General features: G+C 38.4%; 24 protein-coding genes. 23 read left to right on the top strand and 1 reads right to left on the bottom strand.

All coding sequences use genetic code 11. The features are described 5' to 3' along the window. The first annotated feature begins 4 nt into the window (after positions 1-4). The gene (locus HDE70_RS21170) at positions 5-1,327 is read left to right on the top strand and encodes an outer membrane beta-barrel protein (protein WP_183891757.1); all 1,323 of its coding nucleotides are present in this window, start codon (positions 5-7) and stop codon (positions 1,325-1,327) included. A 75-nt stretch (positions 1,328-1,402) separates the two neighbouring features. Here HDE70_RS21170 and HDE70_RS21165 read toward each other — a convergent pair whose 3' ends face one another. Then, positions 1,403-2,026 (bottom strand): hypothetical protein, encoded by a 624-nt coding sequence (locus tag HDE70_RS21165; protein ID WP_183891756.1) that lies wholly within the window; start codon positions 2,024-2,026, stop codon positions 1,403-1,405. 78 nt (positions 2,027-2,104) lie between these two features. Between HDE70_RS21165 and HDE70_RS21160 the strand changes: the two genes are divergently transcribed. The 22 genes from HDE70_RS21160 to rplO all read left to right on the top strand — a co-directional run bounded on the left by HDE70_RS21160 (position 2,105) and on the right by rplO (position 12,722). Next, a complete protein-coding gene (locus HDE70_RS21160; protein WP_183891755.1) occupies positions 2,105-2,941 on the top strand; it encodes a sulfite exporter TauE/SafE family protein in 837 nt (278 codons plus the stop codon). After that, positions 2,941-3,336, top strand: coding sequence for a DUF1634 domain-containing protein (locus HDE70_RS21155; protein WP_183891754.1), 396 nt, complete (start codon positions 2,941-2,943; stop codon positions 3,334-3,336). Before HDE70_RS21160 ends, HDE70_RS21155 begins: the two co-directional genes overlap by 1 nt. A 183-nt stretch (positions 3,337-3,519) precedes the next feature. Beyond that, entirely contained in the window at positions 3,520-4,137 is a 618-nt protein-coding gene (gene rplC / locus HDE70_RS21150) for a 50S ribosomal protein L3 (RefSeq protein ID WP_111633989.1), read from the top strand. Between the two features lie 4 nt (positions 4,138-4,141). Further along, positions 4,142-4,771 carry a 50S ribosomal protein L4 gene (gene rplD, locus HDE70_RS21145; RefSeq protein WP_068403503.1) on the top strand — a complete coding sequence of 210 codons (630 nt, stop codon included), beginning with the start codon at positions 4,142-4,144 and terminating at the stop codon, positions 4,769-4,771. Between the two features lies 1 nt (position 4,772). Then, a complete protein-coding gene (gene rplW / locus HDE70_RS21140; RefSeq protein ID WP_068403500.1) occupies positions 4,773-5,063 on the top strand; it encodes a 50S ribosomal protein L23 in 291 nt (96 codons plus the stop codon). Between the two features lie 23 nt (positions 5,064-5,086). After that, the gene (rplB, locus tag HDE70_RS21135; protein ID WP_068403499.1) at positions 5,087-5,911 is read left to right on the top strand and encodes a 50S ribosomal protein L2; all 825 of its coding nucleotides are present in this window, start codon (positions 5,087-5,089) and stop codon (positions 5,909-5,911) included. Beyond that, entirely contained in the window at positions 5,911-6,177 is a 267-nt protein-coding gene (rpsS, locus tag HDE70_RS21130) for a 30S ribosomal protein S19 (RefSeq protein WP_008244581.1), read from the top strand. Before rplB ends, rpsS begins: the two co-directional genes overlap by 1 nt. A gap of 7 nt (positions 6,178-6,184) precedes the next feature. After that, positions 6,185-6,547 carry a 50S ribosomal protein L22 gene (gene rplV / locus HDE70_RS21125; protein WP_037442604.1) on the top strand — a complete coding sequence of 121 codons (363 nt, stop codon included), beginning with the start codon at positions 6,185-6,187 and terminating at the stop codon, positions 6,545-6,547. A gap of 5 nt (positions 6,548-6,552) precedes the next feature. Next, positions 6,553-7,413, top strand: coding sequence for a 30S ribosomal protein S3 (gene rpsC / locus HDE70_RS21120; RefSeq protein WP_041878513.1), 861 nt, complete (start codon positions 6,553-6,555; stop codon positions 7,411-7,413). A 38-nt stretch (positions 7,414-7,451) separates the two neighbouring features. After that, positions 7,452-7,874, top strand: coding sequence for a 50S ribosomal protein L16 (gene rplP / locus HDE70_RS21115; RefSeq protein WP_068403497.1), 423 nt, complete (start codon positions 7,452-7,454; stop codon positions 7,872-7,874). A gap of 74 nt (positions 7,875-7,948) precedes the next feature. Beyond that, a complete protein-coding gene (gene rpmC / locus HDE70_RS21110; RefSeq protein WP_068403496.1) occupies positions 7,949-8,158 on the top strand; it encodes a 50S ribosomal protein L29 in 210 nt (69 codons plus the stop codon). A gap of 13 nt (positions 8,159-8,171) precedes the next feature. Next, positions 8,172-8,426, top strand: coding sequence for a 30S ribosomal protein S17 (gene rpsQ / locus HDE70_RS21105; protein ID WP_037442595.1), 255 nt, complete (start codon positions 8,172-8,174; stop codon positions 8,424-8,426). A gap of 1 nt (position 8,427) precedes the next feature. Further along, a complete protein-coding gene (gene rplN, locus HDE70_RS21100; protein ID WP_041878524.1) occupies positions 8,428-8,796 on the top strand; it encodes a 50S ribosomal protein L14 in 369 nt (122 codons plus the stop codon). A gap of 1 nt (position 8,797) precedes the next feature. Further along, positions 8,798-9,139: a 50S ribosomal protein L24 gene (gene rplX, locus HDE70_RS21095; RefSeq protein WP_111633990.1), complete on the top strand. Its 342-nt coding sequence runs from the start codon at positions 8,798-8,800 to the stop codon at positions 9,137-9,139. After that, positions 9,139-9,711, top strand: a complete 573-nt coding sequence (rplE, locus tag HDE70_RS21090; protein WP_221270557.1) for a 50S ribosomal protein L5 — start codon at positions 9,139-9,141, stop codon at positions 9,709-9,711. The genes rplX and rplE overlap by 1 nt, the downstream gene beginning before the upstream one ends. After that, positions 9,711-9,980 (top strand): 30S ribosomal protein S14, encoded by a 270-nt coding sequence (gene rpsN, locus HDE70_RS21085; RefSeq protein WP_041878530.1) that lies wholly within the window; start codon positions 9,711-9,713, stop codon positions 9,978-9,980. Before rplE ends, rpsN begins: the two co-directional genes overlap by 1 nt. A gap of 134 nt (positions 9,981-10,114) precedes the next feature. Next, positions 10,115-10,513: a 30S ribosomal protein S8 gene (gene rpsH / locus HDE70_RS21080; protein WP_090555652.1), complete on the top strand. Its 399-nt coding sequence runs from the start codon at positions 10,115-10,117 to the stop codon at positions 10,511-10,513. An 18-nt stretch (positions 10,514-10,531) separates the two neighbouring features. After that, complete coding sequence (gene rplF / locus HDE70_RS21075; RefSeq protein WP_183865929.1) at positions 10,532-11,089, top strand: 50S ribosomal protein L6; 558 nt, start codon at positions 10,532-10,534, stop codon at positions 11,087-11,089. Between the two features lie 5 nt (positions 11,090-11,094). Further along, entirely contained in the window at positions 11,095-11,448 is a 354-nt protein-coding gene (gene rplR / locus HDE70_RS21070; protein WP_068403486.1) for a 50S ribosomal protein L18, read from the top strand. A gap of 17 nt (positions 11,449-11,465) precedes the next feature. Next, complete coding sequence (rpsE, locus tag HDE70_RS21065) at positions 11,466-11,984, top strand: 30S ribosomal protein S5 (RefSeq protein WP_068403483.1); 519 nt, start codon at positions 11,466-11,468, stop codon at positions 11,982-11,984. Positions 11,985-11,988: 4 nt separating this feature from the next. Next, entirely contained in the window at positions 11,989-12,168 is a 180-nt protein-coding gene (gene rpmD, locus HDE70_RS21060; protein ID WP_183881223.1) for a 50S ribosomal protein L30, read from the top strand. 107 nt (positions 12,169-12,275) lie between these two features. After that, positions 12,276-12,722: a 50S ribosomal protein L15 gene (gene rplO, locus HDE70_RS21055; protein WP_068407681.1), complete on the top strand. Its 447-nt coding sequence runs from the start codon at positions 12,276-12,278 to the stop codon at positions 12,720-12,722. The last annotated feature ends 1 nt before the right edge of the window (position 12,723 follow it).

Genomic DNA, 12,723 nt, shown 5'->3' with positions numbered 1-12,723 from the left:
CATAATGAAAAAACTACTACTGGCAATCATCGCGATGACAGCTCTTGCGTTCAATGGATACGCACAACAAGATACCTTAAAAGTAAAAAAAGATACAGTGGCCCGTTCACTGCCTTCACCTATTGATTCACCTCCTTTTCCAAGTTCGGAGTGGGATGGGGCTCCTTTAATTGGTGTGAATTCTGAAGCACCAAATTATCCTTTACAAAAGCTACTGGGCCTGAAGGGGCGTTTCAAAATATATGGCTGGCTAGATTTTGGTGGAAATATAAGTTCATCGAAACATTCAAATGCACCTGAATCTTATGATATCGTACCTAACGGTGTTGGACTGGATCAGGCCATCATCAAAATAGAAAGACAGCCTAATACGGTACAGATAAAACATTTCGATTACGGATTTTTATTTACTAATATATTCGGAACTGATTACCGGTATACCACAGGTAAAGGTTACTTCAGTGATCAGCTGCTGAAACATAACAATAAGTATGGCTATGACCCTGCCGAGATTTACGGATTACTTTACTTTCCTAAAGTTGCGGATGGGCTGATCTTAAAGATTGGTCGTTTTATTTCTCCTGCTGATATTGAAGCACAATGGGCACCTGATAATTATTTATATTCCCATTCATTGATGTTCACGGTCGATCCCTATACTTTCACAGGGGTACAAGCTACGTTTAAATTAGGGGCGCACTGGCAGTTAATGGCAGGAGCACATGCTGGTAATGATATGGCTCCATGGAGTAACTCTGCTAGTTTAAATGGATTGCTGATGGCACGTTGGGTATCTGCTGATAATAATAACTCTCTTTTTGGAGGGATCAATTCACTAGGATCAGGAAAGTATAAAAATAACCATGATAACCTGCAAATGTTGGTTGCAACATGGGGACATCGTTTCAATGGAACTGTGCATATGATGACCGAAGTTTATTACATGTGGCAAAAAGATGCGCTGGTTGGTGGTACGGTGATAGACGGACCTCCGCAAGATTTTTATACTGGAGTTGGTGCAGGAAATCTGATACCGGGAACTTCAAAAGCTGTTGGTGCGGTCAATTATTTCCAGATTAAATTTTCTGCCAAAGATTACCTTTCAGTCCGCAATGGTTATTTGAGTGATCCACAAGGAAACAGAACAGGTTATGCTACTCAATATTCAGATCATACAATTGGCTTTGTACACCACTTTAATAGTTTGATTATGATTCGTCCTGAAATCAGGTATGAACATGCTTATAAAGATGGGATAACGCCTTATGATAATGGAGTTAAAAAAGATCAGTATACTGCTGCAATGGATATAATTGCAAGATTTTAAGTGTTGTAAATTTCAGTTTAATAAAAATGCCGCTGGTTTCCAGCGGCATTTTTTGTGTTAAAGCAGGTTCGGGTATTAAAGGCCCCGGCCTCTGTATTCATCCAGTTTATTACGTTCATCCTGTAATTCTCTGGCTAATTTCTTTTCTTTTTCATTGGCTTTCACTTTATAAGCCTGGTATTCTTGTGAAATTTCTTCATACAAGCCGGTTCTGTATTTGGCTTCATGTGTGTTTTTAGCAGATCTGATGGTCACAAAAGCAAAGCCTAATGCAAGGACGATAATCAGTGTCCATACGATCGTATTATAAGTTCCCTTAGCGAAAGAAATACCTAAAAAGTTGATCTCATTCACTTTTGAATTTGAAGTGGCCAGAGAGTTCTCATTTCCTTTAATCTGGTTATTCAGTTCAGTAATTGTTTTAGCCTGTTCTGCTACCTTTGCATTTGTTGTTTTATAAGTATTGCGTTCTTTCCGGATAGAATCAGTTACACTTTTATAAAAAGAAGAAAGTCTGTATGGGTTGATCAATTTATAAGTGCTGACCGTTTTTGATTTTGCAAGCATCAATTCATACTGACCTCTTAGGCTTGGGTCTGCTTTTGCACTATCAACAGGTAGTTTTACCTGTGCATTGGTCTGCATAAATGATAGGTTAATCATCACAAGGGTAAGGAGCGGGAATAGGAATTTGTTCATTTGGAATAGATTATTTATAATTTAACAATGAGATTTTAATTTTATTGTGTTTTGATTGTAGATAGTATATTTGTCTCAATGTCGGTATTACTATTTACAATTATTGTTTTGGCTGGTGCTTTTTTAGCGGGACTGGTTGGTTCTTTAACAGGCTTAGGCGGTGGGGTCATCATAATTCCCCTATTAACACTGGTTTTAGGAGTTGATATCCACTATGCAATCGGTGCTTCTATCGTTTCGGTTATTGCTACTTCTTCCGGTTCAGCGGCGGCCTATGTCAAAGAAGGAATTACCAATATCCGGATTGGGATGTTCCTGGAAATTGCAACGACAATCAGTGCAGTTATAGGGGCAGTAATTACGGTTTATATCAACCCCGGCTATATTGCAGTAATTTTCGGTTGTATACTCCTTTTTTCTGCGGCAATGATGGTACGTAAAAAGGTAGATCATTCGGATGACAGAACAACGGGTTTGTTAGCTAATTTCTTTAAGTTAAACGGAAGTTATCCTACGGCCGGTGGAACGGTTAAGTATGGCGTACATAATGTAGTAGGCGGCTTTATTATGATGTTTGTGGCAGGAATTATTTCCGGATTACTTGGAATTGGCTCAGGGGCTTTAAAAGTAGTGGCTATGGATAATATCATGCGTTTACCTTTTAAAGTGTCTACAACGACCAGTAATTTCATGATGGGGGTTACTGCTGCTGCGAGTGCAATCGTCTATTTACACCGCGGACAAATTGACCCGGGAATAGCAATGCCGGTTACATTAGGCGTGTTAACGGGAGCTACAGTAGGCTCTAAACTATTAGTAAAAACAAATACTGACAAACTTAAAGTTATATTTGCCGTCGTAGTCACTTTCCTGGCGCTGCAAATGATTTATAATGGATTAGCGGGAAAACTGTAATGAAGCAAACGGGTAAACATTATTTCGCGGATAAAGATATACAAGTCATTCTGGGCACTTTGCTCCGGGTAGGGGTGATCGCTTCGATGCTGGTGGTTTTTATCGGAGGAGTGATTTATCTGAGCGGATATAGCCGTGAAATCATTGATTACAGCGTTTTTAATCCTTCGAAAGCAAAATATTCTTCAATTCTGGCTATCTTTCAGGGCTTAAGTGCTTTAGATGGAAGAGCTATCATACAATTCGGAACTTTACTCCTGATTTTTACCCCGGTTACACGTGTCGTTTTTTCGATTTTCGGCTTCCTGATTGAGCGCGATTATTTGTATGTGCTGATTGGCGTGTTTGTATTGTGTGTAATTCTGATCAGTTTGAGTAACAAGCTGGTAGGATAAATAATGGCTTAACTGCGTTTTATCCGATCTCTCCAAAAATAATAGCATTTATTTACAAAATAAATTCGCTAACTATTTGATCATTAAGATTTATTTCTTATTTTTGCCCTCCCTTAATAGGGATGTGTATCCACCTTGAACGAAGCCCTACTGCTTCGATGGGTGTTAAATTTAAAAAAGAAAATGTCAGGTATTATTGGAAAAAAAGTAGGAATGACCAGCATTTTCGACGCCGATGGAAAAAACATTCCATGTACGGTGATCGAAGCTGGGCCTTGTGTTGTAACACAGGTTAAGACCGCAGAGAAAGACGGTTACGTTTCAGTTCAGTTAGGCTTCGATGAAGCTAAAGAAAAGAACACCACCAAGCCTTTAAAAGGCCACTTTGCGAAAGCAAGCACAACTCCAAAACGTAAGTTGGTAGAATTTGAACCGTTTGAGGAATCGTTGAATTTAGGCGATACTGTTACGGTTAACATTTTTGCTGAAGGCGATTTTGTTGATGTAGTTGGTACTTCGAAAGGTAAAGGTTTTCAAGGTGTTGTGAAACGCCATGGATTTGCGGGTGTGGGTGGACAAACTCACGGTCAGCATAACAGAATGCGTGCGCCAGGTTCATTGGGTGCAGCTTCGTATCCAGCACGTGTATTTAAAGGTATGCGTATGGCAGGTAGAATGGGTGGAGATAGAGTGAAGGTTCAGAACTTACAGGTTTTGAAAGTTTATGCAGATCAAAATCTTGTTGTAGTTAGTGGTTCCATTCCAGGAGCTAAAGGTTCTTACGTAATCTTAGACAAGTAAGCAGATGGAATTAAATGTAGTAAACATTTCAGGAAAAGAGACAGGTGCCAAGGTGCAACTTCCTGAGTCGGTATTTGGTGTAACACCTAGCGATCATGCAATTTATTTAGATGTTAAACAGTATTTGGCTAATCAACGTCAGGGTACTCACAAGTCTAAACAACGTAATGAAATCGCTGGTTCAACACGTAAATTGTATAAACAAAAAGGAACTGGTGGTGCTCGTGCGGGTAGTATCAAATCTCCATTGTTTAATGGTGGTGGTCGTGTATTCGGTCCTCAACCACGTGATTACAGTTTTAAACTGAACAAAAAATTAAAATCACTGGCACGTAAATCTGCGTTGTCATATAAAGCTCAGGATTCAAACATCCTTGTTTTAGAAGATTTTACTTTTGATTCAATCAAAACTAAAAATTACATCGCTTTAGTTAATGCGTTAAGCTTAACTGGTGAGAAAACTTTATTGGTTTTACCTGTTCAGGATAACAATATTTATTTATCAAGCAGAAACATCCAGAAAGTAAAAGTAATTACTGTAGATCAGATCAATACATATGATGTATTAAACTGTGGTAAACTTTTATTAACTGCAAACACTGTTAAAACATTGGAGGAGGCATTTGCCAAGTAATATGGAATTTTTAAAAAAACCAATACTAACCGAAAAAGCGTCTGCACTTACAGAAAAGTCAAGCCGTTTTACTTTCCAGGTTGAACACAAAGCAAACAAATTGCAAATTAAACAAGCTATCGAAAAAATGTATGGTGTTAACATCCTTGCAATCAATACTATGATTGTAAACGGAAAGTTAAAATCAAGAAATACAAAAGGTGGTTTAGTTACGGGTCGTAGCCCGAAATACAAAAAAGCGATTGTTACTCTGGCAGCAGGTGAAACAATTGATTATTACGCGAACATTTAATAAGAATTGAATATTTTATAACTATGGGCTTAAGAAAATTTAAACCAGTCACTCCGGGTACCCGCTTTAGAGTTGGGGCCAGTTTTTCGGAGATTACAGCAACCAAGCCCGAAAAATCATTGGTTGTTTCTTCTAAGAAATCGGGAGGACGTAACAATACAGGAAAGATGACTATGCGCTACATGGGTGGTGGTCACAAAAAATCTTACCGTTTAATTGATTTTAAACGTGATAAGTTTGATATTCCTGCAACAGTTGCTACTGTTGAATACGATCCAAACCGTACTGCACGTATCGCATTATTACATTATGCTGATGGTGAGAAGCGTTACATTATTTCACCAGAAGGCTTACAAGTTGGGCAAAAAGTATTATCAGGTGATACAGCGACTCCAGAAGTTGGAAACGCTTTAAAATTATCAAATATCCCTTTGGGATCAATTGTACACAACGTGGAGATTCATCCAGGTCGTGGTGCTCAATTGGCTCGTAGTGCTGGTGCTTATGCACAATTAGCTGCGCGTGATGGTAAATATGCTACATTGAAAATGCCATCAGGTGAGACAAGATTAATCTTGACTACTTGTTTAGCAACAATCGGATCTGTTTCAAATTCAGATCACGCAAATGAAGTATTAGGTAAAGCAGGTCGTAAACGTTGGTTAGGACGTCGTCCTAGAACACGTCCGGTTGCGATGAACCCTGTCGATCACCCAATGGGTGGTGGTGAAGGTCGTTCATCAGGTGGTCAGCCAAGATCAAGGAATGGTATGTATTCTAAAGGCTTCAAGACCCGTCAACTTAAAAAATACTCAAATCGTTTCATCATAGAGAAAAGGAAGAAATAATGGCTCGTTCGATTAAAAAAGGACCTTATATTGACCATAACGTAGAGAAGAAAGTAGTATCTATGAATGATTCAGGCAAAAAGTCTGTCATTAAAACTTGGTCACGCAGATCAATGATCTCACCAGATTTTGTGGGTCATACATTTGCAGTGCATAACGGTAATAAATTTATACCGGTATACGTAACAGAAAACATGGTTGGTCACAAGCTGGGAGAGTTTGCTCCAACCAGAACATTTAGGGGTCACTCTGAAAAGAAAAAATAATTAAGAGATGGAAGCAGTAGCGAAATTAAACAATTGTCCAACCTCACCACGTAAGATGCGTTTGGTTGTAGATCTTATCAGAGGTGAGCGTGTTGAGAAAGCATTACATATTTTAAAATTTACCAATAAAGAAGCGGCAATACGAGTTGAAAAACTTTTGTTATCAGCAATCAAAAACTGGGAAACTAAAAATGAAGGTTCTCGCCCTGAAGAAAACCAATTATACGTGAAAACGATAATGGTTGGTGGCGGCCGTCAGTTGAAAAGACTGAGACCAGCACCTCAAGGTCGTGGTTACAGAATACGTAAGCGTTCTAACCATGTAACTTTGATAGTAGATAGTAAAAACGTTGAAACTCAAACTAATTAGTAGAAATGGGACAAAAAGCACATCCAATAGGAAACAGGTTAGGAATCATCAGAGGTTGGGATTCTAACTGGTTCGGTGGCAACAACTATGCTGACAAATTAGTTGAGGACGAAAAAATAAGAAAATATCTTTCTGTGCGTATCGCAAAAGGAGGAGTAGCTAAAGTAGTTATCGAACGTACGTTAAAACGTATCACTGTAACTATCCACACTGCCCGTCCAGGTATCGTGATCGGTAAAGCAGGAGCTGAGGTTGATAAGATCAAAGAAGAGTTAAAGAAACTGACTAAAAAGGAAATTCAAATTAACATTTTTGAGATCAAACGTCCTGAGCTTGATGCACAACTGGTAGCAGAAGGTGTAGCAAAACAATTAGAGGCAAGAATCTCTTTCCGTAGAGCCATGAAGTCAACTATCGCATCAACAATGCGTATGGGTGCTGAAGGTATCAAAATAATGACTTCAGGTCGTTTAGGCGGAGCAGAGATGGCTCGTAACGAGCAGTATAAAGAAGGAAGAATTCCTTTGCATACTTTCCGTGCTGATATTGACTATGCATTAGCTGAAGCATTAACTACCTATGGTAAGATTGGTGTTAAAGTATGGATCTGTAAAGGCGAAGTTTATGGTAAACGTGATCTTTCTCCAAACATTGGTGCAGTAAGTAACGCTCCTGGTAAAGGTGGCAGACCTGAAGGTGCTTTTGGTGCAGGTGGCAGAGACAGAGATAACCGTGGCGGTGGTGACAGAAGAAACGACAACAAAGGTGGTCGTGGAAGAGGTCCGGGTCAGGGTGGTCCAGGTCAAGGCGGTCCAGGTAGAGATAATAGAGGCGGAAATACTCCTAACAGAGGTCCTCGTAAATAATTAGTTAACAGATCGTTTTACGATAATATTAAGATAAAATGTTACAGCCAAAAAGAACGAAGTTCAGAAAGATGCAAAAGGGCAGAATGAAGGGTTTAGCTACACGTGGAGCTGAATTATCATTCGGGTCTTTCGGGATTAAATCTTTAGAGGCGACCTGGATTACAAGTCGTCAGATAGAGGCAGCCCGTATTGCGGTAACTCGTTTCATGAAACGTGAAGGCCAAGTGTGGATTAGAATTTTCCCGGACAAACCGGTTACTAAGAAACCAGCTGAAGTACGTATGGGTAAAGGTAAAGGTGCTCCAGAGTACTGGGTAGCTGTTGTTAGACCAGGACGCATCATTTTTGAAGCTGAAGGTGTATCGTTAGAAGTTGCTAAAGAAGCAATGAGATTAGCTGCTCAAAAATTACCTATCCAAACAAAGTTTGTAGTACGTAGAGATTACGTAGAAGCATAAAAAGAGTTTTGGGGTCAATGTTGTAAGTAACTTGTTTTTATAACCGCTAGACCCAGAACATAAAAATTAATAAAATGAAGAACTCAGAAATCACAGGGCTTTCAAAAGAAGAACTAGTAGTCAGGATTGCAGAAGAAAAAGAAAACTTAGTTAAGTTAAAATTTGCACATACAATTTCGGCTATAGAGAATCCTACCCGTATCACTAAGGTAAGAAAAGACATCGCCCGATTAAATACTGAAATGACTAAGCGTAATGCTGAGTCAGCTAGTGAAACTAAATAACTTTAGAGTCGAAATGGAAAGACAATTAAGAAAAACAAGAACCGGGTTGGTGGTAAGCAACAAAATGGATAAATCTGTTGTTGTAGCGGTAGAACGTAAAGTGAAACACCCGATCTATGGTAAGTTTGTTAAGAAAACTACCAAATTTATGGCTCATGACGAGAAAAACGATTGTGGTATTGGTGATACAGTACTTATCATGGAGACTCGTCCGCTGAGTAAAAACAAGAACTGGAGATTAGTGGAAATTTTAGAGAGGGCTAAATAACATGGTACAACAGGAATCAAGATTAAACGTAGCCGACAATAGCGGCGCAAAACAAGTATTGGTTATCCGTGTACTTGGTGGAACCGGAAAGAGATACGCTTCTATTGGTGACAAAATCGTTGTTACCGTTAAAAGTGCATTGCCTTCAGGTAACATTAAAAAAGGAACCGTTTCTAAAGCAGTTGTTGTAAGAACAAAGAAAGAGATCAGACGTAAAGATGGTTCTTACATCCGTTTCGACGATAATGCAGCAGTCTTATTAAATGCACAAGATGAGCCGCGTGGAACACGTATTTTTGGCCCGGTAGCGAGAGAACTGCGTGAGAAACAATTCATGAAGATTGTATCATTAGCACCGGAGGTATTATAAAATGAAAAATAAAGTAACTGTTCAACCAAAAATTAAAATCCGTAAAGGAGATTTAGTAAAGGTTATCGCTGGTGATTCAAGAGGCCAGGAAGGTAAAGTGCTTTCAGTATTAATTACTAAAAGCAGGATACTGATAGAAGGTGTTAACCTTGTGTCTAAACATACAAAACCAAATGCTGCTAATCCTAACGGAGGTATCATTAAAAAAGAGGCTGCTCTTCATATTTCTAACGTTGCGTTAATTGATCCTAAATCAGGAAAAACTACGCGTGTTGGCAGAAAGCTTAACGCTGCTGGGAAATTAGTTAGGGTATCTAAAAAATCAGGAGAGGAGATCAAATAATGACTTACATACCAAGATTAAAGACTAAATATAAAGAGGAAATTGTATCTGCTCTTAAAGAGAAGTTCAATTACAAAAGCGTAATGCAGGTTCCTAAGTTAGAGAAGATAGCTGTCAACCAAGGTGTTGGTCGTTTCTCTGTAACTGACAAAAAGATTATGGACAGTTCTATTTTAGAAATGAGCACAATCACAGGTCAGCAGGCAGTTGGAGCGAAATCTAAAAAAGATATCTCAAACTTTAAATTACGTAAAGGTATGCCAGTAGGTGTACGTGTAACTTTACGTGACAATAACATGTTTGAGTTTTTAGATCGTTTAATTTCCGTAGCTTTACCACGTATCCGTGATTTCAAAGGTATCAACGATAAAGGATTTGATGGAAAAGGTAATTACACATTAGGTATTACTGAACAAATCATTTTCCCTGAGATCAACATCGACAAAATCTCTAAGATTTTAGGTATGGATATTACCTTTGTAACTTCAGCAACAACTGATGTTGAAGCATTGGAACTTTTAAAGCAATTTGGATTACCGTTTAAAAACCAAACCCTTAATACAGATCAATAATGGCAAAAGAAGGTGTAAAAGCTCGCGAAATTAAGCGCCAGAGATTGGTAGCTAAGTATGCTGACAAACGTGCAGAATTAAAAGCTGCAGGTGATTTCGAAGGATTAGATAAGTTACCAAAAAACTCATCACCAGTACGTTTACACAACCGTTGTAAATTAACTGGCCGTCCACGTGGTTACATGCGTACTTTCGGTATATCAAGGGTTACATTCCGTGATATGGCATTAGCAGGAAAAATTCCTGGAGTTACCAAAGCAAGCTGGTAAAATCGTTTTACGTTAGAGAGTTTTACGCATCATGCGTTTAACTTCTAACGTTATACGTTTAAATAGAAAAATTAACCGATGGAAGGTCGCTCCGAATAGTTCGGAAAGGAAACCACTATCACAAATCAATAAAAATGAATACAGATCCAATAGCAGATTATCTTACAAGAGTAAGAAATGCCATTAAGGCAAATCACAGAATTGTAGAAATTCCTGCATCAAATCTTAAAAAGGAAATTACTAAAGTACTTTTTGACAAAGGTTACATTGCCAACTACAAGTTCGAGGAAACTACTGTACAAGGAACGATTAAAATCGCTTTGAAATACAATCCAATAACTAAAATACCTGCTATCCGCACTTTAGCGCGTATCAGCAAACCAGGTTTAAGGCAGTATGCAGGCGTTGATAATATGCCAAGAGTATTGAACGGTTTAGGTATCGCTATCTTGTCTACTTCTAAAGGAGTTATGACAGATAAAGAAGCGGCCAGACTAAACATTGGTGGCGAAGTTTTGTGTCACGTTTATTAATTAAAGGAGGATAGCAAAATGTCAAGAATAGGAAAAGCCCCAATTAATGTACCTGCTGGAGTAACAATTACAGTTGATAAAGATAATTTAGTAACTGTAAAAGGCCCAAAAGGTGAATTACAACAAGCAGTTGATGCAGACATCACTGTTTCTCAGGAAGACGGTGTAGTTACTGTAACTCGCCCGACTGAACAAAAAAGACACAAAGCATTGCATGGTTTATACCGTTCATTGTTAAACAATATGGTTATTGGTGTAACAGAAGGTTATAAAATCTCTCAGGAATTAGTTGGTGTGGGTTACCGCGCAACTAACACAGGTAATACACTTGATCTTGTTTTAGGTTTCTCTCACCATTATGTATTCCAATTACCGGAAGAGATTAAAGTTACTACGACTTCAGAAAAAGGTCAGACTCCTAAAATCATTTTAGAAAGTATTGACAAACAACTGATCGGTCAAGTAGCAGCGAAAATACGCTCGTTACGTGCACCAGAGCCATATAAAGGTAAAGGTATCAAGTTTGTAGGCGAAGTGTTAAGAAGAAAAGCAGGTAAATCAGCTTCTAAAAAATAATCATCATGGCAGGGAAAAAATTATCTCGTAGAGATCGTATAAAAAAAGGAATCAGAAAAAGACTTACCGGTTCTGAAAGCCGTCCACGTTTATCAGTTTATAGAAGCAATAAAGGAATTTATGCTCAAATCATTAACGACGTAACTGGAAGCACAATCGTATCAGCATCATCATTATCTAAAGATTTTTCTAGTAATGGTAACAAATCAGAGCAATCTGTAGCTGTAGGTAAATTAGTAGCTGAAAAAGCAATCGCAGCTGGCATTAAAGAAGTTGTTTTCGATAGAAATGGCTATTTATACCATGGTCGCGTAAAATCGTTGGCAGAAGGTGCCCGTGAAGCTGGTTTAGTATTTTAATCTGAAAATAGATAAGAATGTCAACTATCAATATAAAAAGAGTTAAGACTAGCGAGGTCGAATTAAAAGACCGTTTAGTTAGTATACAACGTGTTGCCAAAGTAACCAAAGGTGGACGTACTTTCAGTTTCTCAGCTATCGTAGTTGTTGGAGATGAAAACGGAATCGTAGGTTATGGTTTAGGTAAAGCAAAAGAGGTAACTGAAGCAATTGCTAAAGGTATCGATGATGCTAAAAAGAACTTGGTAAAAGTTCCTTTATTAAACGGTACTGTTCCTCACGAACAAATCGGTAAATTCTCAGGTGGTTTTGTATTAATCAAACCAGCAGCAGTAGGTACAGGTGTTATCGCGGGTGGTGCAATGCGTGCTGTTTTAGAGAGTGCTGGTGTACACAACGTATTAGCAAAATCAAAAGGTTCATCAAATCCTCACAACGTGGTAAAAGCAACAGTAGATGCTTTAACAAAAATGCGTGATGCTTATACCATCGCTCAGCAACGTGGTGTTGATTTAAACAAAGTTTTTAACGGATAAGAACATGGCTAAGATCAAAATAACCCAGGTAAAAAGTATCATTGACAGAAGCGAGCGTCAAAAAAGAACTATGCAGGCATTAGGTTTAAAAAAAATGAACCAGTCTGTTGAAGTTGAAGCTAACGCTGCTATCATTGGGATGGTAAGAAAAGTGAATCACTTAGTAGCTATCGAAAGTATATAATTCGCAGAGGTTGTAAATTAGTTTAATTTTGCTAATTTGCAACCTTTGTATATGTTTAACCGTTGCCCTGATTAGTGAAAGCGAAGGGCAGCACAATAAGTTTCAAAATGAACTTAAGTAATTTAAAACCTGCATCAGGTTCTACTAAAAATAGTAAAAGAATAGGTCGTGGTACTGGTTCTGGTCGTGGTGGTACTTCCACTCGTGGTCATAAAGGTGCTGGATCACGTTCTGGTCACAAAACTAAAATCGGTTTTGAAGGTGGTCAAATGCCATTACAACGTCGTGTACCTAAGGTTGGTTTCAAACCAATTAACCGTGTTGAATATGTAGGCGTTAACTTAGACGTATTACAAGGTTTAGCAGAAAGGTTCAGCTTAACTACTATTGATTTCGCTACTTTGCAAGATCATGGTTTAGCGCACAAAAACGATCTTATCAAGATCTTGGGTCGTGGTGAAGTAAAATCTAAAATCGAAGTTAAAGCACATGCTTTTTCTGCAACTGCACAGAAAGCTATTGAAGCTGTTGGAGGCTCAATAGAAAAATTGTAAT

The organism is Pedobacter cryoconitis, assembly GCF_014200595.1.
Lineage (GTDB): Bacteria > Bacteroidota > Bacteroidia > Sphingobacteriales > Sphingobacteriaceae > Pedobacter > Pedobacter cryoconitis_C.
This window is presented reverse-complemented; position numbering and strand designations above follow the sequence as displayed.